Annotated in this window: 23 protein-coding genes and 2 pseudogenes; 4 read left to right on the forward strand and 21 right to left on the reverse strand. The window is 35.0% G+C overall.

Going from position 1 to position 24823, the window contains the following annotated elements; genetic code table 11:
- Positions 1–104: 104 nt before the first annotated feature.
- Together ACFSFW_RS23235 and ACFSFW_RS23240 are read right to left on the reverse strand one after the other, a co-directional pair.
- The gene (locus ACFSFW_RS23235) at positions 105–1475 is read right to left on the reverse strand and encodes a sigma-54 interaction domain-containing protein (protein ID WP_388041962.1); all 1371 of its coding nucleotides are present in this window, start codon (positions 1473–1475) and stop codon (positions 105–107) included.
- 267 nt (positions 1476–1742) lie between these two features.
- Positions 1743–2708, reverse strand: coding sequence for a helix-turn-helix transcriptional regulator (locus ACFSFW_RS23240; RefSeq protein WP_388041964.1), 966 nt, complete (start codon positions 2706–2708; stop codon positions 1743–1745).
- Between the two features lie 109 nt (positions 2709–2817).
- Between ACFSFW_RS23240 and ACFSFW_RS23245 the strand changes: the two genes are divergently transcribed.
- Together ACFSFW_RS23245 and ACFSFW_RS23250 are read left to right on the forward strand one after the other, a co-directional pair.
- Positions 2818–3297, forward strand: a complete 480-nt coding sequence (locus ACFSFW_RS23245) for a GyrI-like domain-containing protein (protein ID WP_388041965.1) — start codon at positions 2818–2820, stop codon at positions 3295–3297.
- 14 nt (positions 3298–3311) lie between these two features.
- The gene (locus ACFSFW_RS23250; protein WP_388041967.1) at positions 3312–3776 is read left to right on the forward strand and encodes a DUF8821 family protein; all 465 of its coding nucleotides are present in this window, start codon (positions 3312–3314) and stop codon (positions 3774–3776) included.
- A gap of 693 nt (positions 3777–4469) precedes the next feature.
- Here ACFSFW_RS23250 and ACFSFW_RS23255 read toward each other — a convergent pair.
- The 17 genes and pseudogenes from ACFSFW_RS23255 to ACFSFW_RS23335 all read right to left on the reverse strand — a co-directional run bounded on the left by ACFSFW_RS23255 (position 4470) and on the right by ACFSFW_RS23335 (position 21421).
- Positions 4470–5639 (reverse strand): glycerate kinase, encoded by a 1170-nt coding sequence (locus ACFSFW_RS23255; RefSeq protein ID WP_388041968.1) that lies wholly within the window; start codon positions 5637–5639, stop codon positions 4470–4472.
- A gap of 32 nt (positions 5640–5671) precedes the next feature.
- Positions 5672–6616 (reverse strand): acetamidase/formamidase family protein, encoded by a 945-nt coding sequence (locus tag ACFSFW_RS23260; RefSeq protein ID WP_304214427.1) that lies wholly within the window; start codon positions 6614–6616, stop codon positions 5672–5674.
- Positions 6617–6652: 36 nt separating this feature from the next.
- On the reverse strand, positions 6653–7348 hold the full coding sequence (locus ACFSFW_RS23265; protein ID WP_388041970.1) for an ABC transporter ATP-binding protein: 696 nt from the start codon (positions 7346–7348) through the stop codon (positions 6653–6655).
- Between the two features lie 16 nt (positions 7349–7364).
- A complete protein-coding gene (locus tag ACFSFW_RS23270) occupies positions 7365–8123 on the reverse strand; it encodes an ABC transporter ATP-binding protein (RefSeq protein WP_388041971.1) in 759 nt (252 codons plus the stop codon).
- Positions 8083–9147 (reverse strand): ABC transporter permease subunit, encoded by a 1065-nt coding sequence (locus tag ACFSFW_RS23275; RefSeq protein WP_388041973.1) that lies wholly within the window; start codon positions 9145–9147, stop codon positions 8083–8085. The genes ACFSFW_RS23270 and ACFSFW_RS23275 overlap by 41 nt, the downstream gene beginning before the upstream one ends.
- The gene (locus ACFSFW_RS23280; protein ID WP_388041974.1) at positions 9147–10040 is read right to left on the reverse strand and encodes an ABC transporter permease subunit; all 894 of its coding nucleotides are present in this window, start codon (positions 10038–10040) and stop codon (positions 9147–9149) included. The genes ACFSFW_RS23275 and ACFSFW_RS23280 overlap by 1 nt, the downstream gene beginning before the upstream one ends.
- Positions 10041–10165: 125 nt before the next feature.
- Positions 10166–11404, reverse strand: a complete 1239-nt coding sequence (locus ACFSFW_RS23285) for an urea ABC transporter substrate-binding protein (RefSeq protein ID WP_388041975.1) — start codon at positions 11402–11404, stop codon at positions 10166–10168.
- Between the two features lie 338 nt (positions 11405–11742).
- Positions 11743–12888, reverse strand: a complete 1146-nt coding sequence (locus ACFSFW_RS23290) for a CdaR family transcriptional regulator (RefSeq protein ID WP_388041977.1) — start codon at positions 12886–12888, stop codon at positions 11743–11745.
- A gap of 348 nt (positions 12889–13236) precedes the next feature.
- Positions 13237–13434, reverse strand: coding sequence for an immunity protein YezG family protein (locus tag ACFSFW_RS23295; RefSeq protein WP_388041978.1), 198 nt, complete (start codon positions 13432–13434; stop codon positions 13237–13239).
- A gap of 178 nt (positions 13435–13612) precedes the next feature.
- Positions 13613–14104, reverse strand: a pseudogene (locus ACFSFW_RS23300) (T6SS immunity protein Tdi1 domain-containing protein); the annotation flags it as partial.
- A 307-nt stretch (positions 14105–14411) separates the two neighbouring features.
- Positions 14412–15644: an NAD(P)/FAD-dependent oxidoreductase gene (locus ACFSFW_RS23305; RefSeq protein WP_388041980.1), complete on the reverse strand. Its 1233-nt coding sequence runs from the start codon at positions 15642–15644 to the stop codon at positions 14412–14414.
- A gap of 286 nt (positions 15645–15930) precedes the next feature.
- A pseudogene (locus ACFSFW_RS23310) lies at positions 15931–16035 on the reverse strand (SMI1/KNR4 family protein); the annotation flags it as partial.
- Between the two features lie 262 nt (positions 16036–16297).
- Entirely contained in the window at positions 16298–16891 is a 594-nt protein-coding gene (locus ACFSFW_RS23315) for a hypothetical protein (RefSeq protein ID WP_388041982.1), read from the reverse strand.
- 132 nt (positions 16892–17023) lie between these two features.
- Positions 17024–18592, reverse strand: coding sequence for a hypothetical protein (locus ACFSFW_RS23320; RefSeq protein ID WP_388041983.1), 1569 nt, complete (start codon positions 18590–18592; stop codon positions 17024–17026).
- 72 nt (positions 18593–18664) lie between these two features.
- Positions 18665–19519, reverse strand: coding sequence for an ABC transporter permease (locus ACFSFW_RS23325; RefSeq protein WP_388041985.1), 855 nt, complete (start codon positions 19517–19519; stop codon positions 18665–18667).
- A 15-nt stretch (positions 19520–19534) separates the two neighbouring features.
- Entirely contained in the window at positions 19535–20335 is an 801-nt protein-coding gene (locus ACFSFW_RS23330; RefSeq protein WP_388041987.1) for an ABC transporter ATP-binding protein, read from the reverse strand.
- A gap of 24 nt (positions 20336–20359) precedes the next feature.
- Positions 20360–21421 carry an ABC transporter substrate-binding protein gene (locus ACFSFW_RS23335; RefSeq protein ID WP_388041988.1) on the reverse strand — a complete coding sequence of 354 codons (1062 nt, stop codon included), beginning with the start codon at positions 21419–21421 and terminating at the stop codon, positions 20360–20362.
- A 302-nt stretch (positions 21422–21723) separates the two neighbouring features.
- Between ACFSFW_RS23335 and ACFSFW_RS23340 the strand changes: the two genes are divergently transcribed.
- Both ACFSFW_RS23340 and ACFSFW_RS23345 read left to right on the forward strand, forming a co-directional pair.
- A complete protein-coding gene (locus ACFSFW_RS23340; protein WP_388041990.1) occupies positions 21724–22650 on the forward strand; it encodes a LysR family transcriptional regulator in 927 nt (308 codons plus the stop codon).
- 133 nt (positions 22651–22783) lie between these two features.
- Positions 22784–23746 carry an MBL fold metallo-hydrolase gene (locus ACFSFW_RS23345; RefSeq protein ID WP_388041992.1) on the forward strand — a complete coding sequence of 321 codons (963 nt, stop codon included), beginning with the start codon at positions 22784–22786 and terminating at the stop codon, positions 23744–23746.
- 64 nt (positions 23747–23810) lie between these two features.
- Here the strand turns inward: ACFSFW_RS23345 and ACFSFW_RS23350 are convergent, their stop codons facing one another.
- Both ACFSFW_RS23350 and ACFSFW_RS23355 read right to left on the reverse strand, forming a co-directional pair.
- A complete protein-coding gene (locus ACFSFW_RS23350) occupies positions 23811–24383 on the reverse strand; it encodes a pre-toxin TG domain-containing protein (protein WP_388041994.1) in 573 nt (190 codons plus the stop codon).
- A gap of 55 nt (positions 24384–24438) precedes the next feature.
- On the reverse strand, positions 24439–24660 hold the full coding sequence (locus ACFSFW_RS23355) for a hypothetical protein (RefSeq protein WP_388041996.1): 222 nt from the start codon (positions 24658–24660) through the stop codon (positions 24439–24441).
- Between the last annotated feature and the right edge of the window lie 163 nt (positions 24661–24823).

Below are 24823 nucleotides of genomic sequence, written 5' to 3' on the forward strand. Positions count from 1 at the left end.
AATTTTTTAGAAACTTATTGTTTAAAAGGCGCCTTCATTCATTGGAGAATAAAGGTTTCTAAAAAGCTAGAAACCTATTTGCTCGGATTCTAAGAAATTAGAAATTATAGATTAATTTTTAGTTTTGACATTTTATTATACAAAGACGCTAATGAAATTCCTAATTTATTTGCTGCTGCCTTCTTGCCTTTTACCGATAACCCAGTTTCTTGAAGCACTGCCAATATAGCTTTCTTTTCTGTTTCTCTTAACAATTCTTCTAAAGTTTGATGGGATTGTGGGTTTCCTTTTCGATGTCGAAAGAGGGATTTAATGGTATCTGGAAGATTTTCAAATGTGATAACATCATGTTCAGCCATGTTCCTAGCATAGTGGATCGTGTTTTTTAGCTCTCGGATATTTCCAGGCCAATCATATTGCATGAGCGTATTCATAACCTCTTCTTCAACTTTAAAATGTGCATATTCACTTTGGTCATGAATTAACGAGGAAACAAACTTTGGAATATCGTCCCTTCTCTCACGAAGGGATGGTATTGAAAGATGTACCGTATTAATCCTGTAATAAAGGTCCTCTCGGAAACGTTCTTTTTTTACCATATTTAATAAATCCTTATTGGTTGCTGCGATAATACGTACGTCAATTTGTTCTTCTTTTAGCCCACCAATCTTTCGAAACGTACCCTCTTGTAGCACCCGAAGTAGCTTCGCTTGAAGGTCAGTTGGCATGTCCCCTATTTCGTCTAGAAAAAGGGTCCCTTTATTTGCAAGCTCGAACAACCCAACCTTACCGTCCTTTTTTGAATTAGTGAAAGCACCTTCTTCATAACCAAACAATTCGCTTTCAAGAAGAGAACTAGGAATAGCTGCACAATTCACAGGAACGAAGGGATAAGCCTTTCGTGAACTTCCATGATGAACAGCTTGAGCGAAAAGTTCTTTTCCTGTTCCTGATTCTCCCGTTATTAAAATATTTAAGTCAGTTGGCGCTATTTTCTTAGCTTGTTGAATAACCTTTTTGAATCGCTGGTTGTCTCCAATCATATTGGAGAATGTATATTTTACTTGATGAATACGGCCTATCGCCTTCTCCAATTGATTGACCCGTTGTTTATTTTTCTTTAATTCTAGTGATAACTGATATACCTCTGGTACACTTTTACAAACCGATACTCCTCCAATGATTTCACCATTTTCATAGACGGGAGCCATATCAACTACATATTCCAAATCCTTTTCTTTTCGAAATACACCTTCGCGGGACTTCCCAGTTCTCAGTACGGTCGGTAACAGCGCACCAGGACGAACTTTAGTTAGTGGCTTACCTATGATTTGTTCTTTTCTTACACCTGTAATATTCGTATATTCTTCATTTACTAACTGAACGATACCATCTTTGTCGATTACTAAAATCCCATCATGAACCGCCTCAATAATTCCTTCAAGCCATCCGATTTTATTACTTACATCTAGCATTTGAACAGCTCCTTTATATCACTTGCAAGTTTTATATTTTTATGAATTATCAAAATTATATGCTATATAACCAGTCTTTAATAGGGAAAAACTGTACTTTACCGTAAAATGAGGTATGACTACAGCTTATATTCATAAAAATATGCTTCATCTTTTCCTAGTTCTTTTTTGAGAGTCTATCAATATATTCGATGCAATATTTATAATTATTAGAACTGATCTTTGTATTATAATACTCTCCAGTTACTTTTTAATTTTACCTGCCCCTCAAGATGGATAAAATAAAGATAGTCTTTCTTGTATATACGCTAAGACTTCTTTTGGCACTTCCCTGATTTTAATGTCCTCACCTAGAAAAAGAAGCCAATTAGCTAGTTCCTTAACTTCTTCTAAATGATGAGCATCAACATTAGTCTTTAAAATGGCTGTTGTTTGAAAAGGATCAGTATAGGAAAGAGAAAGTTTTAAAGGGTGATTTTTTTTGAACTGGGCGATTGCCAGTGGTCCAAGTTCAAGGACAAAGTTACTATCTTCTTCCTGTTTTCGGAGTTTTTCTACTATCTTCTTCTCACCTACTCGTTTTTCCGGAGTGTACGGTTTTACATTTGTGAGCTGATCAACAGGAAAAATCTTTCGCTTCTCTTCCTTTAACTCAAATCCTTCAATGAGCCATACACTTTTTTCACGATATAGGTTCAAGAGATAAATTTCATAGGATTTAACCACCTTCTCTTCTTCGATGGAAATCAATAAATATCGATCCAATAAAAGATGTTGGATGAGTTGTTCTAACATGGGATGTGGAAGGTCCGAAAGATCTAGTAGGTCGGGATTGTTCGGATTGGTTCCTTCAAATAGTAGAATTTGATTTAACAAAATAAGGTCATCTTGCTGGCTTTCTGAGATGAGGCCGAGTAATTTTTCAGCTAAAGATTGACGGCTCTTAAGATAAGGCAGTTGTTGATTTCTTGTGGCCATAAAAGCGATAAAAAGAGCTTTAACCTCATCATTGGTAAAGCGAACCTCGGGAAGGACTGAGTTGTGCATGACAAAATAGCCACCATCCCTGCCTACCTCAGCAACAAGTGGCATTCCCATAGACTCAATTTCTCTGATATCCCGAATGGCTGTCGAGCGAGAAATGTTAAATTCATTCATGATTTCAGAAATGGTAAAATGGGAGCGGTTGTTAATATAGCGCATGATGATATTTATCCGTTCAACTTTTTTCATAGCAACTCCTAAACAGTATCATTTTTTGACATGATTTAAGGCTATTATAAACGTAGCAAGTGAAAAGATAAATCGTTTGATAATCTTATTAAAAAAGGATGGTTTTGAAATGGAAAATTATACAATTGAAGAAAAAGAAAGTTTTATCGTGTTAGGTATTGGAACTGAGCTAAAGAGTGACTACAGAGACTTTGCTGCTATCAACAAGGAAAAGGCCGATTTTTGGCATGCTGTTAAAGAAGATGGAAGACTTGACGCTTTAAAAGCCATCGCCACAAATGAGTACATTTTTGTGGTAAACGAAGCAGTGAATAACAAGATGATGCATTATGCTGGCGTTATGACCGAGGAAACAATCCCTGAAGCAACTAGAGTGATTCAGTTTCCAAAGGGGCCATATTTAGTAGTAAAAGGTGAAGCGGAAACGGCTGAAGAATTAAGTCAAACACTTACTGGCATAGCCTTTGGTCAAGCTTTAGCAGAAGCAACCGATTATGCCTATGTGGGGGGCCCAAATACTTCGGTTGAAATGGGACAGCGTGACAACGTGGTCTTTGGTGAAATGTGGATTCCTGTTGTTAAGAAATAAGTGGAGTGATGGAAATGTCCTATATCGTCGATTTTAAAAATGTATCTACAGTTGGTTTGGAATCTTCACCCGTAGCAGATGCACTTGCAGGTTTACGCGCACATGAAGCGCGTTACTTTATGAACAAATATAAGCATCCATTTACCGTGAAACCCGCTAGCGAAAGCCAAGAGAACCTTGACTATGTGAACCGAGTGTTGAAAGAAGAACGTGATATTGAATTTGCGGCCAAACCGTTAGAAACATCACGATTTCAAGTGAAAAATATCAACTGGACCTATGTCTTTTATGAAGATGGTCTTGGAGTAAATGTTTTGTATACGATTGATGACCCTAAGAAGCGTGCCGTTGGTTTTAAGCTTTCTGAGGGAATGGAGGTTCCAAAGGAGTTAGAAGGAAAGTTTAAGTTTGCCAGACAAAAGTCTAAGCTAGCTGGAACGATTCGCGGCTCGTTTTTTGTCATCAAAGGTGAATATTAAAGTAAATAAATGCAGCACCTACCTTTTCATTAGAGGGTGCTGTTTCTTTTTGCAGGAAGCATATAAAAAGAAATATACCTCTAGATCTCCTTGACAAAGAAGATCTAGAGGTATATACATATTGCCATTTCTTCCGGTGTTTCAGTAAGGTTTCACTAAAAGCCTATCTTGGGGCATTATATGCTGCAAATGTTATTCAAGACCTTCGAGAAAGTATCCTCCATTTGAGCAAGTAGAACATACTTGTCAAAATAATATCCACCAGTGGTATCCACCTGAAACTCCAGTGAATGATAGTTACAAATACAACAAAAAGAATCAAATCACTAACACGCACCAAATTTATAACGCCTTCTGACTAGATTTCGTCATAGTGCATAGTTACTACCAAACCCAAACAAATATCCCAGGTAAAATAAGCAACAAAATCCCCATTGTCATTCCCCAGTTTTAATAATACCCACATAAACCAAGGTACATTTTCCCTATGCTTACAGAGAAATTAATTCCTGTTGGTAGTAAATGTATATATTTTATTCGCGAGATCTGTGAAAAATATAAACCACTCACAAACATGGATATAACTGTGTTCGGAGTGGTTTAACTCAAAATATTGAATGAAGTAATGAATCATGGCCATAAACATCTGGCTAATATTTTACCTTCATAATTATATACATATTTGAAGTCTCATTAATTAAAGTTTATTTCTTTTGAATAAATTTTTGTACTATCTTCACGAGCAAATTTTAATAATCTAGCAATATTTCGTGCTTTGTGATGTAATAATTTCTCGGTATTTTTTATAGATTCTTCCAAAGATAACGGACCGCTAGATATTGAATGTATACTTTCAAAAACTGTGTAAAACTGTTCTAAATCACCTTCCAAAGAACCTGAAATTAATATAGTTGGAACACTGTTGTTCTTAGCAATATTCGCTACTTCAAAAGGGAGTTTACCTTGCAGAGTTTGCTCGTCAGTTCTACCCTCACCCGTAATAAGCCATTCACTTTCCATTATCTTTTCTTCAAGATTAAGATGCTTTGCTATGAGTTTTGCTCCTGATTCGATTTTAGCCCCAATGGATAATAAAGCAAACCCTAAACCTCCGGCAGCACCTGATCCCTTCATATTCATTAGATTTACTTGAAGGTGTGATTCAATAAGCTCAGCATATCTCTTTATACTATTATCTAATTTGTTTAACTCTGAATCTTTAACTCCTTTTTGTGGTCCAAAAACGTAAGTAGCACCATTTACACCACATAAAGGATTCTCCACATCACATGCAACACGAAAATCTGATTCCCATATCCTTTTATCCACATTACTATAATCAACATATTCTATATTATCGAAAACATAAGGAAATGGAGCTAATTTGTTTCTATCAATATTTTCAAAGTTTACTCCTAATGCTTGTAATAACCCTATACCAGCATCATTTGTAGAACTGCCACCAAGACAAAATATAAATTTCCTGTAACCTGAATCTAGTGCATGTGTAACACACTCACCAATACCAAATGACGTAAGGTAAAATGGATCACGTTTTTTGTCAGGTACTTTTGTATATCCTGCTATAGAAGCTACCTCAATTACTACGGTTTGACTATCATTCAATAGCCCATAAAAAGCTTCTGTTTGATTTCCCATTGGACCTGTAATTTCAACTTTAACTTTTTCTCCAACTGTAGAGAATAATAGAGCATCTGTAGTTCCTTCTCCACCATCTGCCATTGGTAATACATCTACAAGTACATCTGGGATTTCACTAATAAAGGCAGATTTTATAATTTCTCCAACACTTTTTGATGATAAACTTCCCTTAAATGAATCAGGTGCAACTAATATACGCATTTAATACCTCCAGTCCATACTAAACATACATATTAATTTTTATCAATAAATGCATATTTCTTTTCAATTTTGGCAACAAGGGAATAATATGTATCTACCATATTGCCTACTGATAGCTTGCCAATTTGAGTTAATGCTTGATAAGCATCTAGTTTATCCCAGCCAAGTTCAACCATCCAATCTATAAGTTCTGCGTATGCAATACGTGCTGCATCTTCCATTGGTCTTGCACTTCCAACTACCATTAATTCAGTTGGACTTTCTATTCTTGGCCATTTAATGGACTTTCCTTTAATAAGATCAAACTTGATTCTTACTCTACCTGTAATCTCTAAAGCAACACCACATAATTCACCATCTCCTTGTCCTGCATGACAATCACCTGTATAGAAATATGCTCCAGGCACATTTACAGGTAAATATACTGTATTTCCAGGCTTGGTATCAGGGACATCCATATTTCCTCCGTGATTGAAAGGTGTTAATGCTGATACTGCTTCAAGGTTTGGTGCTGTTCCAATCGTCCCCATAAATGGTCGCCAAGGAAAACTTAATTGTGTATTATTTACTACCATTCCATCAATTAGTTTATATATCCACACTTTTTCTGGAAGAGGTTCGTGTAACATCCTAGTCATCGGGGTTGCTGTTAATCCTCCAAAGTAGGGATTAAGTATACTTACTGCCCAATCACGTGTAGGCTCGATATCAATTATATGGGCTAATAGTGTATCACCTGGTTCTGCACCTTCAATGTAAATAGGGCCAGTTTGAGGGTTTAAATATTCCCCTAAGATCTCTGATGGTGTATCCGTTTCCTTTGTTATACGACTTTCAAATGCATCCTCTGTATAAATAATAACTTCTTCACCCGGTTTTACTCTTGCTATCGGGTCTAAATAAGGGCTAAAAACATAGCTATGTTTTCCAGGTTGTTTAATAATTTTTACTTCTTTCACTTCTTTTACTTCTTTCATTAATATCATCTCCTATTAAATAATAAAATTACTATACTAAACAGATAAGTACTTTTGAATTAGCTCTGGGGTTAGTTCACTAGCCTCATGTTTACCAACAATACTTCCCTTATCCATTGCGTAACAAGTATCTGCCAAACTCTTAATAAGGCCAATATGTTGTTCAACTAGAAGTACTGTCAGACCTAAATCTTTATTTATTTGATTGATAATGTCACCAATACTTTGAATGATATTAGGTTGAATTCCTTCGGACGGTTCATCCAGTAATAGTAAGTCGGGATTCCCTATCAATGCTCTTCCAATTGAAAGTTGGGCACGTTCTCCGCCACTTAATGTTCCCGCTTTTTGACTTAAACGTTCTTTAATACGAGGAAAGTAGTTAAAGATTATCTCATAATCCATTTTCTTAGCTTTCTTGTTTATTGATTCTCCCATTTTAATATTCTCTTCAACTGTTAAGTTAGGGAAAACACCATGACCTTGGGGAACATATCCGATCCCAATTCGTGCACGCTCATGTGTATTTAATAAAGTTATATCTTTATTATCTAATAGTACCTTTCCATTTTTTGTTGTTAGGAGACCCATAATCCCCTTCATAAGGGTGCTTTTACCCACGCCATTCCTTCCAATAATTGAGACAATTTTACCTTTATCGACTCTTAAAGAAACATTTCGTATAATTTCAACTTTGTTGTAACCTGTATGATATTCGTGGATTTCTAACAATTACTCCCACTCCCTTTTAAACTTCTGAACCTAAATAGATATCTATAACATCTTTATTATTTTCTATTTCGGTGATATTGCCCTCAACAAACACTCTTCCTTGATGAAGTACAGTTATTTGTTGAGAAATTTGTCTAACAAATTCCATATCGTGATCAATAAATATAATTGAAATACCTTCCTCATTTAAACGTTTTACAATTTGGGCGGTAAACGCTGTTTCTTCTGGGCCCATTCCTGCTGCAGGTTCATCTAGTAAGAGTAGTTGTGGTTTAGAAGCAAGTGTCATACCAATTTCTAACCATTGCTGCTGACCATGTGAAAGGTTGTTAACCTCTGTATCAAGAAGATCATCAATTCCAACTAGTTTTGATAATCTTAAAATTTCCTTATCAACCTCACTAGTTGAATAAAAATTTTGTGCTGCAATTCGCATATTCTCATATCCAGATAATTCTCCAAAAACCCCTGGTATTTGCATTTTTATACTCATTCCAGTCCTAGCACGTTCCCAGGTAGATAATTTCGTAATGTCTTTACCATTAAAATAAATCTGACCAGATGTAGGTATATAAAGACCCATTATTAGTTTAAATATAGTACTTTTCCCTGCACCATTTGGGCCTATTAAACCTCTAAGTTCACCGTTATTTATTGTAATAGAAACGTCATCAACTGCTCTTAATCCCCCAAAGTCCATTGTTACATTTTTTAGTTCTAAAATACTTTTTTGTTTAGACACTACTTGCTTTTTTTGGATTCCCTGTACTTTCACTTAGCTTATTCCCCCTTTTCTTCAATAAACTACGATCGATTATATTAAATAGCCATACAACAATACCTTGAGGAACAACTAAAATTACCGTAATCAAGATAAAACCTAAAATAATTAATGCGTATTCACTACCCGAAACTGAGAGTTTCTGAGACAAATAATAATATAGTATTGTAAATATTATTACCCCAGATAAATTTCTTCTTCCTGCTGCAGCTACCAATACAACAGGAAGTGACGCTGCAGAAATTGCCATCACTGACGGTGCTATATACCCACCCCAAGTAACATATAAGACACCACTAAATGCGGCGAGAACTCCTCCTAGAGAAAAAGCAAACGTTTGTAAAAGTGCCGTATTGTATCCTAATAATTTACTCCGTTCTCTATTCTCTCTTATTGCAATAAAACTATAACCGAGCTTTGTTCTTTGCATTTTCTTTAAAATTAAGTACACTGTGATAATTGAAATTATTATAAAGTAATACAAAACATTTCCAGTAAATAATAGTTCAAAATCCCCAAAGCTTAACGCTAACGGTGGAATATTGTTTATTCCATTATCTCCACCAAGTAATACATCACCTATTTTCCATTCTGATCCTGCAGATTGCGCTAAAAATGTTGCCATAACCAGTGTGACACACAAAGTAATTAACCCTACAAATACATCATTTACTCCACCATAAAACATGAAATAACCTAATAAAAACGAAAACGCCCATGTAACAATTAATGCCAGTAAAAGCGCTAAAAATGTAAGATTTGGATTATCAAAATTCAAACTTATAAGTGCATATGTGTATCCGCCTAAGCCAAACAAAGCAGTTTGACCGAAACTGAATATCCCTGTTAATCCCCAAATTAACCATAAACTAATAGATAGGATTGCCATTGATATAAAATAAGACATATTTAAAATATCGTAATCCGATCCAATTAAAGGGAAAGCCAAAAATATCGCACACATTAATAACATTATTATTTTTTCTGAATTAATATTTTGATTAAACAATCTATTCATTATCTATTCACCCTTATAACTTTTTTGTCTATAAGCCCCGAAAAACCAGTTGGCCAGAGTCTAATGAAGAGTATTGCTGCTATCAAAAGCCCAACTCTACCAATAAAAGTTCCAAAGACGAAAGATAATCCACTGTGTACAACTCCTAGTGTTCCACCTGCCATCACTGTTCCAGTTAATGGATTTGCACCACCAACAATGACAGTTACGAAACTTTCCATAAGGAAACCTGATCCAAATGTGGGTCCAATTGACATGGTGAAAGCATATAAGCCTCCTGTTAATCCCGCTAACATAGAACCTAGAACAAAAGTTGTAGTATATATTTGCTTAGTATTTGTTCCTAAACTTCTTGCGATTTCTTCATTTTGCATTGTCGCTCTAGACATTAATCCAAATTTTGTATGCATGAATACCCAATACAAAAGAAAAAGTAATAAACAAGCAATAATGGCAAGGACAATCCTATATGTAGAATAGTTAATCTCACCAATTGAGAAGGATCCAAATGGTGTTGATGGACCTTGTAAAGAAGGACCCATAATTACTAACATACCTTGCCCCATTATCAAGCTTATTCCCCATGTTGCTACTACCGAATCCAGAGGCCTTCCATACAAATGTCTAATAATCAATTTGTCAATAATAAATCCAAAACAACCTACTCCAATAGAGCCTAATAATATAGCAATTGGTATTGGTATTCCAGCTAACCATGACAAAGTAGTAATATACGCTCCTAACATTATGAACTCACCATGAGCTAAATTGATTACCCCCATCATTCCAAAAATTACTGCTAAGCCAATTGCTGCCAATATTAAGAATGAAAAACTATCCATAAATTGATAAAATATATTAAACAGGTTTTCCAACATCTTAATAAAACTCATCTCCTCTCCCGTTACATAAGAATATTACTAAAGTTTCTTATATGGTTTATGTACCCCCTCCATCAGATGGAGGGGACTTTATTATTGACATTAAATAAGAGTAATATCTTTGATTTTAATAACCATTAATCTATAGGTGTATACTGTTCATTAGGGGACTCAACAGTTAAATCAATACCTTTTTCCTCTGCTAGCCAATACGGTTCAACCTGGTCCCATTTATCTAGTACACTTACCTTATGATTTTCATCCGCATGGAATAAATAAATATCCTTAATAGCATGATGAGATTTAGGGTCAATAGTGACTTTACCAGAAGGCGCTTCATAACTTAATCCACTTTCTAACGCTTCTATTACAGCATCAACGTCAGTAGTACCCGCTTTTTCTACTGCTTTAGCCCACAAATAAACCCCAGTATATTGTGCTTCAGCTTCCATCCCCACATATGCATCGTCTGGGAATTTCTCCCTGAATTTTTCTACAAAGGCTTTGGCTTTCGGTGTATCGAGTTCTTCCATAAATGGTGCAGCAACATGCATATTAGCTAGAGCAGGTGGGGCAGTTCTTATATGCTCGTATTGTTGTGCCATATTTATTGTAGTTGCCATTGGTAAATCTTTAATACCTGATGTATTCCATTGTTCATAGAATGAAGATTGTTTTGCGCCGGTCAACAAGACAACCAAAAAGTCAGGTTTAGCTTTTTGAATTTTATTAATGCTACTACTAAACTGAGATTCACCTAATGGAATAAATTCTTCTCCAACAATTTTACCGCCGAGTTCTTCTGTTGCTACACTAACCCAATCAGCAGTAATTTGACCAAAATTATAATCCGCAGCAATTGTGTAGACATTAGGTCCATAAGTATTAATCATATATTCCATCACTGTCATAACTTGGTGTTCTGGAACAGCCCCTGTAGGAAATGTATACTTACTTGCTACTCCACCTTCATACTGATTATTATAAAAATAAAGCATCTTATGTTGTTCCATAATCGGTCTTATTGCCTCTCGAGAAGCACTTGAAAATGCTCCCATTATTACATCAACCTTATCTTCTAAAATCAATTTTCTAGCCATTTCCTGGTAACGCTTATCATCAGATTGTGTATCAGGTGCCACTATCTCTATCTGTTTTCCAAGAAGACCTCCCTCTTTATTTATTTCTTCTACTGCTAATTCAACTGCATGAGATTTTTGTATCCCAACAAGAGCAAAATCGCCAGAACGATCTTCTAATACTCCAAGTTTAATAGTGTCATCACTTGAACTTGATTTATTATTACATGCTGCTAGAAAAGTACTAATGACTAAAAGAAAAATACTAATAATAATAATTTTTTTATACCCTTTCATTTGAATCCCCCCTACAATTAATTTAAATAACAAAAATAAATTTTAAATATTTCACTCCCCCCAATAAATAAGATTGGCAAGTAAAAGAAATGTAAGCGTTTTAATACACTTTTTATGTTACCATTCACAGATTAGTAAAACATTATTGAAAATTATGAATTTTAACTTAAAATTTTGAAATTCTTTATGCAAATAACCAAAAACAATAGAAAAAAGCGATATTCTAATAGAATACCGCCTTTACTACTAAGTATTGGATAAACAAAAATACACAAAATAATAATCAATAGAAGCTTTAAATTAAGGGAAAGTAAATTTTATATAGGAATTAATGGCAGTCATTTAAGAGTTCTGCACCAGTTAATGAATTGCAATTTTATAGCATCATTGAAGTTTCTAGGATCAAGTCCCCACAATTCCTTTATCTTGTCTAATCTATAAATAAGAGTATTTCGATGAATATGCATCTCATCTGATGTTGATTTAATATTTAGATTGTTTTTCAAAAATATTTTTAAAGTTTCTTGTAATTCCTCGTTTAAAGTTGGTTTAGTAGATAAATAACGTGAAAGAAATGATTGACGTGTTTCTGGTGGAATTTTTTCTACAAGTTGCAGTAATCCCCATTCCTGTATATGGCATACAACTTTATTATTTGCGATTTGCTTCAACAAATCGATACTTTGTAGTCCCTCAATGTAACTAGTGCGATAACCTATGATTCCTTTGTATACATTTCCTATTCCGATAAAAGTATTAAACCCCTCAGCATTCAACTTAGTATTTATATTACAGCCGACTTTAGTAATCACTTTTATATTTTCATTTTCTTTAAATGGTATTCCCAGGATAAAATATCCTTTTCCAATTGATGCTGAAAATAGACAATTTGGATAAAAAAAGTTTAATAATTTAATAATTTGAATTTCATTTTTATGTATTTTCTCATAATCTAAGCTCAGAATGTTTGGATATTTGACTTCAATTACAAAGATTGAGATGTACTTATTAAAATTTATTTTTAAATACTTCGCTTTAGATTCCAATAATGGAATATTATTGGAATCTTCATCTATTAAGTTTTGTATCCATTCATCTAGTGCTGTCTGTTTATACCTCAATTGTTCTATTAAGATTTGTTGTTCCAGTAACGACTCCACTGTTATTTTTATAATATGTATTAACTTATAAATTTTGGTGGGTTCCCCGGTTATACCCACTGCACCAATAACCTTTCCTTTTATTTCTATTGGAATATTTACGCCAGAATGAGTGCCAATCATATTCTTAGAATCTGTTTTATGTATAATTCGTTCACGTTTCAAATCAATTGCCTCTAATGCTCCTTGATGAATTTCATATATTCTGTTTTTATCACCACTAGCAACTATAACTCCTTTTTGATTCATAATATTCACATTATAATCAATTATTTTTATCATCTGATCAACAATCGGTTGTGCCATTTCAGTTGTAATTATCAATTCAAGATCCCCCTCAAAAATAAATTTAATAATAAATTATATTTACTAGTGAAACTTTTCTGTAAATTACTCACCTGGATGTCGATAAGATGTAATGCCTATAGAAAAAATATTATTTGAAAATTTTGTATATATTAAAATAAATTGTAATAATAGTTCACTGGATTTTCAAGTGAAAATTTCGGGTTTCGAAATTAATCAGTTAAAAAGACTTTAATATTTTTTTTAACGTAAAAATCTAAAGTGCAATTAGGAAAAAATTTTGGTGTAGAGGTATCTAAGTGGGTACACCGGGGGAAATAAGAAGGTAATTTAAGTTCGAATAAGTGGATGTATTTAATAATTTATTTACTGGACAAGAAGTAAAGAGGACGAACAAAAATAGAAATAGGATAAACCCTTTTGGTTTACTAGATAGAAAAAAACATTTTTATTTCCTTCTCTGTATTCAGCGTATAATAATATTTTTTTCCATTCTTGAGGAACTATTTTAGCCAATATATTCGCAATTTCTTGATACAGTTGTTCCATCTTTTTAGTCTCCATCGATCTTTCCTCCTACATAATAAGTTATTCTACTTTGGTACTTGTCACCATTTATTAATTTGGGGGATTGGACTATCAAACAAAAAAACACTTGTTGTCTAGAGACAATCAAATGCTTTTCGTTATTAACCAACGTAATATTCACATCATAAACTAAATAATTAATTTTTAAAATTTGCTCGATTGGTCCCATAAATTCAGTAATAATAAGAATATGTTCCCTTAATTTGACTTTCTTTAGATTCTCTACTTTTTCTGCTCCACCTAAGCCTAATAGAGGTGTATAGCCGAAGCAATCATCATAGGTAGGATCCACAGTATTTACTAATCGCCTCAGGATAAGGTTGCCACATTAATTCATCGTTCATAAACTCATTATCTTGAATGTCATCAAAAAAGAATTCAAATCCGGATGAAACAACATTAACAAAACCTTTCCTATAATTTAATAAATTTACATACTTATTTTTTTCCCAAACTATAATATCACCCATTGATGTTGTAAAAATCGGAATCGCCTGCTTATGCCTTAGATAACTTGTCTCTATGATATCTACATAATCGTCTGGATTAATTATTTTTAATACCCATTCGCGAAAGTACCAAAACCATATTTTTTCCATGTTTCTATTAATTCTTCAGGTAGTAAATTCGTATATTTTAAAATCATTTCTTTTCCAACTGCTTTATGTATTTTAAAATCGCTAAGAATCGTTTCCAATTCAGCTGCCCTCCTCCATTTTTCTCCTTATACATTGTATCATCGTAATCCCGTAATTCTTCCATAATCTCTGTTATTTTTATAGCTTAAAAGCACAAAAAGGCGTTGGTACAACACCAATGCCTTCCTTTACAACATTAAATTTAAATATTCCATGGTGTTGGGTTTTTAAATGTTAGGTGTGGAAGTAGCTCAAACAGTCCCTGAAAAGGATGGAACGTTTTTATATTAGACTACTTTAGGCAGCTTGTGGTATTCATGAAATAGTATCCATTACCTTAACTAGCTCTGCTTCAAAGTCACTCGGTTCATTGGCATAGTTATAAATTCCAAGAAACTTCTCGATGACTGCAGGATGGGCGCTGATTAACTTGTTAACAGCATCCTGTTGCTCAGAGATCGGTTCATTTTTGGAGAGCTCGCAGCCCATGTAAAAACGGACCATGAATTCAGCTTCAATTGCTTGTTGATACTCTTCTCCGATTTGGTCCCATTGACTTAGTTGATTATCGTATCTTTTAAGAATATCGGCCAGTAGTTGAGCTCCCCGGATGGCGTCATGAATTCCCTGCGCCATTGCGGGGTCCTTGAAGCAAATGGCATCCCCTATGAGCGCCCAGCCTTTGCCCATTCCTTCGTACCAGTAATTTTCATATTGATGCAATCCTCTAATTGGTTCTATAAGGGTTGCTGTCGTAAGCCTTGCTCCGATTGTGGTGTTTGGAAAATGTTCTGTCAACAGCTGACGAAGACTCTCTTCGCTGTTCTGCTTGAATTTCTCCTTTAAGCCTTTATCGGAAAGCGGAAAGTTCGCAGTCACAACATAGTTGTTCTCATTCGTCGGAAAAAGAATAGCCATATTCTTTCCTCTTTTGTAGACTTCGAATTTCGCTTCGCCATCGTGCTGAAAGTTGGAAAAGTAACCAAAGTAAATGGCAACAGTTGAAGGACTGATGATTTTCTGCTTGCTCCTCACAAGCTTCCGAACGATCGAGTGTCTTCCATCCGCTCCTACTATGAGTGATGCCCTGAATTCCCGCAAGGCCCCTGACGAATCTTCTCCTTTTACCCCAGCTACGACGTCTCCATCATATATTAGCTCCTTTACCCTAAACCCTTCCAGCACCGTTACATTTTCCATAGACCCCGCCTTTCGAATTAAGATATCATCCAGGTGCGTTCTTCGGATGCAGTAGGCTGTGTCCTCACCGGCAACAACAGGAATGGGCCCTTCTATTACGGTATCTTCAAATTGGAATTTAATCGACTTAACCGGTGTCACCTTGGTTTTTAAGACTTCGTCTAACACACCAAGGTCCCGAAGTAATGCTGTTGTATTGTTAAAAAACGTATTCGTCGACAATGTGTCACTTGGGAATGTGGCCTTGTCCACCAATAACACCTTAAACCCTGCCTTAGCCAAGTAAATTGTTAACGCAGAACCCGCACATCTTGCTCCTGTTACAATCACATCATAGTTCTTCTCCACCGTCTCACTCCCCGTTTCTTTAATCAGTCCCCTTTAAAAAATATTGTTGAATGGACTTAATTATTCCACTTTGTATTGTGAGGCGATGTGATTTATGACGTTTCCCGGGGCAGAACATACTACGTAATACTAGAGTTAATCTGGAACTGTTGCTTTAACTTATGTAGAGTATAATTCAGACTCATATAAGTTTTTAAAGATTTACTAGCATATTCATATTTTACTAAACAACGTGCAATCAGGTGCCTATCTTATCTAATTTTAAGATACACTCTATTTTTTAGTCTTAAAAATCTTCTTCCCACGCTTCTTTTGCATCTAATAACCTTTGTGATAAAAACTCATAAAAGTCGTGTGCCGTGTTGTAGTCATCAAGCCCACCTTGTCTGTTTAGGTAAATGTTCTTATTGTAAATTTTACCAGTAAGGAGTTTATTTTTTATGATTTATAAGATACAAAAACAAATCCAAGATAGAGGTCGAAAGGGCTATTTTATTCTCTGCATACTTAAATATACTAACGAATGACTATTTCGTAATAATTTTACAGTAGAAACGTAATATACCGTTCATTTGTATCAAAAAATGGAGATGAGGTGGACCTTCATCTCCATTGTTGAATTATTATAAAATATGTTTTGCCTATAGCTTATCTTAATCTGGATTATGCTGATGTTCTGTATGCATCTGTTCATCACTCGATGTAGTGGTTTTATTATCATAAGTACTTATCATGATTATTGAAAATAATCCTACTGTAACACATGCTGTAATAATAGATAAACCTTTAATGCGATTACCTTGTGTCTTAGTTTGTTTTAGTAATCCCGCTTCCTGTTTAATCGTTTGACTAAGTAAAAGAACAGAAATAAGTAAAATGGCAATTAAAAAGATTGTTAGAATATAGATAAAATTATATGTTAACATAGCTCCTAACATTGCTCCCATCATTCCTCCCATAGCACCGGCCATTATTCCGTCGAGTATCGCCATGGAGTTAAATGGTATACCTATAATTACTCCTGCCCCTATTCCGATAATCATGGCTAGCAAAGAGTTTAATGAAAAGCTTACGTTGAGAGCAAGAATGGTACCCATTATTAGCCCCGCCATAGAGCCAATAATCATTGCTGACATCATTGCAGTTGTACACGTAAGAGCTTCTCGTACTTTGTATACTAATCGATAAACACTAGCAGTAACTATGAAAACAATAGAGAATACTAATAATTGTATAAGTATAGACATCTTCATCTACCTTTCGATGATTTAGAATGGCATCCTTTTGAATGAATAAGTAGTCAAAGTTTTAAAATCGGGTAGCTTGATATATAAGCTACCCGATAAAAAAATCTGTATTAATGATTGAAAGTCTAAACATTAGCCGTGGTGGCCACCACAAGAACAGCTATCATGTGAATGTAAAATATGATTGGAATTGGCACGTTCTTTCTCGCTAGGAAGTTTCCAAAGCGGATTATTACAATATTTTGGATCTGCTCCTACCATGCTCATGAATAGAGGATGATAATTTTCACAAATATTTAGCTCTGTAAGCACCCAATCCTCTGGATCTTTCGCATAATGTTCCCAATAATCTCCTCCCATATTTAAACCTGGTACTGCTGGAATCCAAGATTCAGACAACCATAAATCTGGGTCACCGTATTTAGCAGCAATTTTGCGAATATCTGGGTCATCCAATCCCATTAAATGCCCATCTTTAATTATTGTTTCAGTTCCTCCGCCTATCATTTCACAAGTTACAGTTGGAAAGTATAGATGCACATGCCAATGACCAACAGGTAATCCCATTTTTGCAGCTTCACGTTCAGCAGAACTTGAAATAATTGTTCCAAATCCTAAGTGAATAACTCCACTACGCATGCGTTCGTATAGACAATTTAACCAGCCATTAAGAAATCCTCTTCTAGGACGGTGAATATGTGGATTCGTACCAATTGAAGCTTCCCACCATCGAAATAAACCTTTATCAGGGAAACCTGGATATTGTAAGTGATCTGTTTCAGCCTTTACTTTACGAAGTTTGTCTCCAAACTCTCCTCCCTCATGGATGTCGGTAATCTTTCCATCTTGGACATCTAGTTGAATCCAAGGAACTGGCCCGATATGATTACTAGTACCAGCAATTACACCACAAGCATCTTCTTTTGGAATGTACATCCATGGTCGTCCTAACACATGCCCTGGTAAATATGTTTTACCAAACCCTGTGTTTCCTGCCCAAAATCGATTAACCAAATCTGGATTGTAGAATTCTCGTTTTGAATCCCAATATTCATCGTGGTTCGTATAACTTAAATCAGTACCTTCAGGATCTGTAATTCTAATTCTGCGCGAGTTTCGAACTTTATCCCACGTCCATTTATCAAGTGCTTCAATAATTTCATAAGGAATTGTATGGGCTGGGCTTGCTGTAAGTTCAGGTGTTATAAAAGGCATCCTTTGAATTTTTATATTCGTATCCCTTAAAACTGGGCCACCATATCCCCATAGAAGCTTATCATACTCTCCTTCCTTCTCCATTTCTTCCCATTCATCCATCCATTCAGCAAGCTCTTTTGTACGAGCCAGATAATATTCTACTTCATTGTGTCCCTTCCATTTTACAATAGGACCTTTATCAACATACTTTACCTCATATTTGGTATTATATTTCTCAAGAATCATCTTGCATGCGTCGATAACCATTGGGTCGTGCCAGTTATCAACTCGAAGCAGTACTCGTTCACCTGGTTGCAAATCCCACCCTGCATGAAGTCCATGATTATATGGACGTTTTGCTACTGCATCTAAGTATGGGATTAATTCTTCAGCACTATTAATATCAATCATTGGAGGACAACGAGGTGTTTGTTTGTTTATTAATGGCGGACTTGTAAAATTCGGTTTTGCTAGTTTAGAAGTATTCTTTTCATCTTTTATCATGACATTCTCTCCTTATAACTGCTTTTCGCATTTTTAATTTGAAAATTCAGACCGTTAGAAGTATAGTAATCTTTATTCGACTCGATGCTTTAGTAAACGTGACTCTATCCATTTAACAGAACTCGTAATTAATATCCCCAAAATAACAATGACGACAATGCCTACAAAAACACGGTCTATATTAAAATTAGCAGATGATTGTGCTACAAAATAACCAATTCCACCAGTCGAAACAAACATTTCAGCTGCAATTACTGCTACTAAGGATTGACCAATCCCAACTCTAAGACCAGAAACAATCTGCGGTAAAGACCCAGGAAGTGCTACTGTTATAAACGTTTGTATAGCAGATGCGCCAAAACTGCTTGAGACTCTAGTTAAATTTGGGTCTAGGTTCTTTACTCCCGTCATTGTATTAAGGATAATTGGAAAAACGCCAGCAATAAACACAATGACAACCTTACTCGAAAAACCTACACCTACCCATAGAGTGATTAATGGTAACAATACAATACGTGGTGTACCAAGCATAGCAGTCAAAAAAGGATCAAATGCTTTTCCCAGAGGTCGATACCAACCAGTTACTAAGCCGACCAGGATTCCTATTACGGCTGCCATTCCGAATCCAAGGCTGAAGTTTCCGAGTGTGAAAAGCAGATTTTCACTCAAATCTCCACTTACTGTTAATTCGTATCCTACCTTTACAATTTTCGAGGGACCACTCATAAAAATAGGATTTATAATGCCTATTTGGTAAAGTGTTTCCCAAATAGCTAAGACAAGAATTACAGTAATGAGCCCAAGATTATTTAATAAAAAGCTCCCACTATTCATTTGATTTTTTCTACTTGTGCTATTTTTCTTAACTATTAATCCATCTTGCTGACTTCGACTGTGTATTTCTTCTTTCACTTTTATGCTATTCAACTGTTTCCCTCCCTTTTATACCATTTCTTTTTCAAGTTCTTTTTCCTGTACAATAAGACCCCAGATATATTTCTCATATTCCATAAATTCAGGGCTTCTTTTTATTTCTAAAGGGCGAGGTCGTGTTAGGTCAATCTTCACTTTTTCACAAATTGTTCCCGGTCTTGCAGTCATAACAATTACTTGATCTGCTAGGTAAACAGCTTCAGCGATGTCATGGGTTACAAAAATGATTGTTTGTTTCGTTGCTCTCCAGATTCGTAGGAGTTCTAGTTGCATGAACTCTCTCGTTTGTGCATCTAATGCACCAAATGGCTCATCTAATAGCATAAGACTTGGTTCTATAGCAAGTGCTCTAGCAACATTTACCCGTTGTTGCATACCACCTGATAATTGGTTTGGGTAATGATTTTCAAATGCTTCCAAACCTACCAATTTTAAAAGTTCCCTTCCTTTGGCTAATCGTTCTTGTTTTGGAGTACCTGCTAATTCAAGCCCATACGTGATATTATCAATTGCAGTACGCCAAGGAAATAGTGAAGCTTGTTGAAACACAACTCCACGATCGCGCCCAGTCCCCTTAATGGGATTACCATTCAAGTAGAGATTTCCTTCGCTTATATTTTGAAAACCAGCAATGGCACCTAGCATTGTTGACTTACCACAACCGCTTGGACCAACAATGCAAACAAATTCTCCCTCATTAACTGTCATATTGAAATCACTAACAGCAATTATTTCATCACCATTTTTAAGTGGATATGTAATTGATACATTTTCTGATTGTAACTTAGCAATAGTAGTCAAATTTTCCACTCCTCCCTTAATAAAGAGACTCTATTATTCATACAAACTATCTATAAAACCGGATTCATCTAATTTTTTCACCAAACTCATATCAACAAGATCGGATGGTTTCATCTTCCTAACTTCTTCACTGTCCGAATTCTCAATAAAAAATTGTGCTGATTCATCAGATACATAAGGTTTTTTAGGAAGTGTATCCACATTCACGTCATACGTTTTTTCTGCTAGTTTAGAATCATCAATTCCTGTATATTTTGAAATGATTTTTACTGTTTCTTCTTTATTCTGGGTAATGAAAGCATTCGCTTCTATCAGGGAAGCAACAAGTATTTCCGCTAACTCTGGATTCTCTTTATAATAGTCTACCTTCATGGCAATACCGGAGTTAAGGACTTCTTTTTCTTTGAAATCGTACAATTGTGGATATCCCATATCATCCATCTTAAACGAAGTTGGTGGTGCAACAACATAGAAGTCGCCATCCCCTCTCATAAACGCAGCAGTGCGGTCACCCTCTCCACCCATATTAAGAACTTTTACATCTTCTCTAGGTGTCAACCCATTTTCTCTAATTAGGGATTGTGCTAAATGATCATATAATGATCCTTCTGCAGCAGTAATTACCGTCTTACCTTTTAATTCGTTTCCTAAATCTGACTTTTTTGCTTCCTTTTGTCCATATAAATAAAGAACACTTCGATCAGCTACTGCAGAGAGAATGACAGAATCAATTCCTGCAACCTTTGCTTTTCCTACAGGGTCAATACCGGTTAGGCCGGCTTGGATACCTCCACTATTTAAGGTTTCTTGAACCTTAGGTGTTCCAGCAATATAAACTAAATCTGCATTTACATTGTATTTTTCAAATATCCCTGTTTCTTTAGCCACCCACAGAGGAAGCATGGATGCACCTTGTGTAGGGTAGCCAATTTTAATGTCTACAGACTCATTTAGTGGCTTAGGTGCATTTTCATGCTCTACTTGAGGTTTTGAATTAGATTTTTCAGGTGTACTAGAAGAACCCTCAGAGTTACATCCACTTAATAAAATTCCAATCATCAATAAAATAGTTATAACAAGCTTACTATTTTTCATATACTCACCTCTTTTAATAGTCTAAACAAACAAGTAATCGCTTCCATAATTAGTATTTATAATTACGACAATCTTAAATAATTTCTATGGTTCTCTCCTTTCTCAAATTTAATATATTAACAACTTAACATATTCTAAAAATTAAGAAAAATATTTACTTTATACACTATTTATATGTTATAAATATAAATAAAGGAAAATATTAGAAAGTAAGATATTAAAGCCATTTATCCAACTCATAAATCAATCCCATAAAAATACTTTTTAAAAAAATATAATTTCATTCGGAAGGATGATTTATTATGGAAATTCGTCATCTAAAATATTTCATTACAATTGTAGAAGAAGGTAAAATTTCACAAGCAGCAAAACGCTTAAATATGGCTCAACCACCATTAAGTCAACAACTTAAATCTTTGGAAAACGAATTAGGTGTTACTTTATTTGATAGACACACCAGAAAGCTACTTATTACGGAGGAGGGTAAGTTATTTTACAAACGTGCAAAAGAAATACTTGATTTTATGAATGGAAGTATTGAAGAAGTTAGAGAACTATCGGAGGGAACAAGGGGAACATTATCTATCGGTACTATTGCTTCACTAGGAGCCAAACTTTTACCAGAGAGAATTCGAGATTTTCAAATTCATTACCCCGAGGTACAATTTCAGGTATGGGAAGGTGATCCTAACCGAATTATGGAGTTAGTGGAAAATCGGATTATAGAATTAGGTATTGTCAGGTTTCCAATTAATCATAGGATTTTCGAAATGATAAATTTACCAGATGAACCCATTGTTGTTGCAATGAGCAAAAAGTGGAATGAGGACAACACTCAACCAAATATTCAACTATCGGAACTGAAAGAAAAGCCCTTAATGTTACTTCGAAGACAAAGTGGTACCTCTATGTATAATCATGAGATGTACACAGTAGATATGGTTAAAAGCGCTTGCCTGAACGCTGGATTTGAACCTAAAATTATTTGTGAAAGCAGCGACATTATGACACTTCTAAACTGGGCTAATCATGATATAGGTATTGCTCTGGTTCCCAAATCTGCAATAAACCTTATACCAAACACCGACCTTATTTTTAAAGAAATTTTAGATCCTCCTATTATGGCGAGACCCTCAGCATTGATATGGTTAAAAGGTCGTTACCTCTCATCAACATCAAGAAAATTTATTGAGTATTTTCAATCTGATGAAATTCGAAAAATTGATTAATAGCTTTTTGAATTTTAATAATAGTTTTTGATTAATCCGCAATGTTTTTTGTAAAGTGATGTATGAAATTATACAAGATAAATATAATTGAAATTAAAGTTAGTAAAACCAAATTTATTGGAGGGATCATCTATTGTTTAAAAAAGAAGATGTGGAGGTAATTCCTATTTCAGTTCCAACTTCCAATGAATTAAAAAGTATTAACTTCTTCTTAGTTAAACAAGACAGTGCCTTATCCTTAATTGATGCTGGACTAAACACTGAAGAATGCTGGGATTCCTTACAAAAAATCTTAAAAAAGCACGATTACACCATTACGGATTTAACTGAAATTTTATTAACACATCATCACAGTGACCATATTGGCTTAGTCAACCGAATTCTTTCCACACACTCCATTCCAGTTTATGCCCACCCTGAAGCCAGTTACAGATTAAAAAGAGACAAAGCCTATATGAATATGAGGGTAGAATTTTTTAAAAAGCTATACCAAGAGATGGGTTGCGGTGTATTTGGAGAGAAACAGGTTATTGACTTACATAACCCTATTATTCTAAAAGATGATCATAGAATTGATTGCGAAATTCAGGAAATAAGCAGTGACCATCTATTAAGTTTTACTATTTTGGATATCCCAGGGCATGCTCCAGATCTAATCGGATTTTATAATAATAAAAATAAATGGCTCTTTTCCGGCGATTTATTGATTGAAAATATTTCTAGTCATGCCTTCATTGAACCCGACTACAATGGCAACCGAATTAAATCTTTAATACAACTAAAACATTCCCTAGAAAAATGCTTGCAATTACAAGTTGATTTCGTATTTCCTGGTCACGGCCCTATCATACGAAAGCCTACAGATCTAATAAATAAAAGATTAAAGAGGATAGACGATAATGCCAACAAATACATAAACATAATTCGATCTGGTATATCAACTGCAAGTGAAATTGCTCAATATATCTATAAAGAAAGGTACGAAAGAAAATTTTTTAACATTATGTCTGAGGTTATTGGATATTTAGATTATCTTGAAGTTCACGGGAAAATTAATAAGAAAATGGAGAAAGGAATTTGGCACTATTATTTCTAATAATTAACTTTTACACTATTTGAAACCTGGTTTTCTTCTTTATATCTAACAACAGAATTATTTATTATACACGGAGCGGAATGCTTGTTGAACCTTTTTCGGGTCTAGGACGTTTCTTATCTTCAAAAATGCTTCGGGTGTTATTGCTAAGGAAGGAAGACCCGCTTTTACACCTTTTACTGCGGCTTTTCCTCCAAACACCAGCAGCCTTTGCAGGTGGAACAAATGTCAGTGCTAGAAATCCTACAGTAAGTACACGGTCTCCTGCTGAAAGCTTCTCACCGGTAATGGCATCATACTCACTAAATTCACGCTGGATATCATACCATCCAACAAGTTCAAGTAAAAATTCTCCTACTTTACCAGACATCTTTTGTTTATCTTTTTTCATATTGGCAGCAGTCAGCTTAATTAATTGTTGAGCGTCATCAAGCTTGCATTTGTATTTCTTAATCGAATATTTTAAATCAGCTTCTAAATTATGTAGGGAGCCTGGAACCACTCCTGGAAAATTAGCAAGCAGTGAAGAGAAATGCCAATTAATTGCAACTAAAGCATCATCACATTCCCGCTCTGCTTTTCCAATTTGACTAGCAAAATCCTCTAACTCCTCGGCCTTGACTTTTATATCACTCATCGTAGAGCCTCCGCTTTAGCTAGTAATCTTCGAATCTCGTTGTTGATTTCTTTGATCAACAGCTCGGACTGATGATTGATTTTGTTCCCCGTACTATTGATCTCCGCAGCAATTTCGTCATACGCATCCCTTGTCTGTCCCTTCCATTGATACGCATAACAACCGTGGGCAGACCGATAAATCGTTTACTATTGCCCATTCTGCTTAATGCCTGATGAATATTCGAACGATAGCCTTCTAAAATATCAACCATCATTAAATATTTCCGGCGTTGCACTTTCCTCACCTCTTAAGGTAAATGTTTGTATTGAAAATTTTACCAGTAATGAGTTTGTTTTTTATGATTCAAAAACAGACACAAAAATAATTCCCAAAACAGGGGGCAAAAGGGCTATTTTTTCAGTCTCTACACCTCAAGAATGACTGATGAAGGTAAAAGC

The sequence above is a fragment of the Ferdinandcohnia salidurans genome (assembly GCF_042680725.1).
Lineage (GTDB): Bacteria > Bacillota > Bacilli > Bacillales > Bacillaceae_L > Ferdinandcohnia > Ferdinandcohnia salidurans.

What these genes read in the sequence shown, in the direction of transcription:
- ACFSFW_RS23235 (WP_388041962.1), bottom strand. Translation starts at nt 1,475, where the DNA reads ATGCTAGATGTAAGTAATAAAATCGGATGGCTTGAAGGAATTATTGAG.
- ACFSFW_RS23240 (WP_388041964.1), bottom strand. Translation starts at nt 2,708, where the DNA reads ATGAAAAAAGTTGAACGGATAAATATCATCATGCGCTATATTAACAAC.
- ACFSFW_RS23245 (WP_388041965.1), top strand. Translation starts at nt 2,818, where the DNA reads ATGGAAAATTATACAATTGAAGAAAAAGAAAGTTTTATCGTGTTAGGT.
- ACFSFW_RS23250 (WP_388041967.1), top strand. Translation starts at nt 3,312, where the DNA reads ATGTCCTATATCGTCGATTTTAAAAATGTATCTACAGTTGGTTTGGAA.
- ACFSFW_RS23255 (WP_388041968.1), bottom strand. Translation starts at nt 5,639, where the DNA reads ATGCGTATATTAGTTGCACCTGATTCATTTAAGGGAAGTTTATCATCA.
- ACFSFW_RS23260 (WP_304214427.1), bottom strand. Translation starts at nt 6,616, where the DNA reads ATGAAAGAAGTAAAAGAAGTGAAAGAAGTAAAAATTATTAAACAACCT.
- ACFSFW_RS23275 (WP_388041973.1), bottom strand. Translation starts at nt 9,147, where the DNA reads ATGAATAGATTGTTTAATCAAAATATTAATTCAGAAAAAATAATAATG.
- ACFSFW_RS23280 (WP_388041974.1), bottom strand. Translation starts at nt 10,040, where the DNA reads ATGAGTTTTATTAAGATGTTGGAAAACCTGTTTAATATATTTTATCAA.
- ACFSFW_RS23285 (WP_388041975.1), bottom strand. Translation starts at nt 11,404, where the DNA reads ATGAAAGGGTATAAAAAAATTATTATTATTAGTATTTTTCTTTTAGTC.
- ACFSFW_RS23295 (WP_388041978.1), bottom strand. Translation starts at nt 13,434, where the DNA reads ATGGAGACTAAAAAGATGGAACAACTGTATCAAGAAATTGCGAATATA.
- ACFSFW_RS23315 (WP_388041982.1), bottom strand. Translation starts at nt 16,891, where the DNA reads ATGTCTATACTTATACAATTATTAGTATTCTCTATTGTTTTCATAGTT.
- ACFSFW_RS23320 (WP_388041983.1), bottom strand. Translation starts at nt 18,592, where the DNA reads ATGATAAAAGATGAAAAGAATACTTCTAAACTAGCAAAACCGAATTTT.
- ACFSFW_RS23335 (WP_388041988.1), bottom strand. Translation starts at nt 21,421, where the DNA reads ATGAAAAATAGTAAGCTTGTTATAACTATTTTATTGATGATTGGAATT.
- ACFSFW_RS23340 (WP_388041990.1), top strand. Translation starts at nt 21,724, where the DNA reads ATGGAAATTCGTCATCTAAAATATTTCATTACAATTGTAGAAGAAGGT.
- ACFSFW_RS23350 (WP_388041994.1), bottom strand. Translation starts at nt 24,383, where the DNA reads ATGAGTGATATAAAAGTCAAGGCCGAGGAGTTAGAGGATTTTGCTAGT.